This is a genomic window from Gemella sp. GL1, from assembly GCF_013415365.1.
GTDB lineage: Bacteria > Bacillota > Bacilli > Staphylococcales > Gemellaceae > Gemelliphila.
Genome location: NZ_JACBYB010000026.1, coordinates 1 through 430, shown reverse-complemented (window position 1 = coordinate 430; position 430 = coordinate 1). Strand labels below are relative to the sequence as shown.

General features: G+C 42.8%; 1 protein-coding gene. It reads right to left on the bottom strand.

Translation table 11 applies throughout. The features are described 5' to 3' along the window. Positions 1 to 361 (bottom strand): transglycosylase domain-containing protein (locus tag HZY82_RS06550; protein ID WP_218925272.1); only part of this gene is annotated, 361 nt, incomplete at its 3' end. Positions 362 to 430: the final 69 nt, after the last annotated feature.

Sequence of the window (430 nt, the reverse complement as noted above, 5' to 3'; positions counted from 1 at the left end):
TTATAATCCCGACTGCAACGCTGGCCATTGCCTTGTAATCAATGCCGGAATGCTTGTAAAAACGAACGTCTTCAGTTGCAATCAGTGCTTTGATCAGGTTTGGAGAAATCATTTTTGCCGTAACGGGCGTCCGGTTTTCGGTGTAAAATTTACCGATCATGACGCCGTCAGAGGTGTAAATTTCAGAGGACTGCGCCACTTTCGGGTTCTGAAGATCTTCAACGCTGGGCATGCTGCCCATGAGCCAGAGAAAATTGGTTTCAACGCAGAAAATGTAAACAGCAAATGTCAGAAATCCGTAAATAAAGGTTTTCCAGATGAATTTGACCGGTCGATAATATGCAGAATGTACATCTATCATTTCATCCCGCCAGTTCCTGAATGCTTGTTTATTTCTACGGTATGACAAAAAAAATGAGTCAGCTCTTTC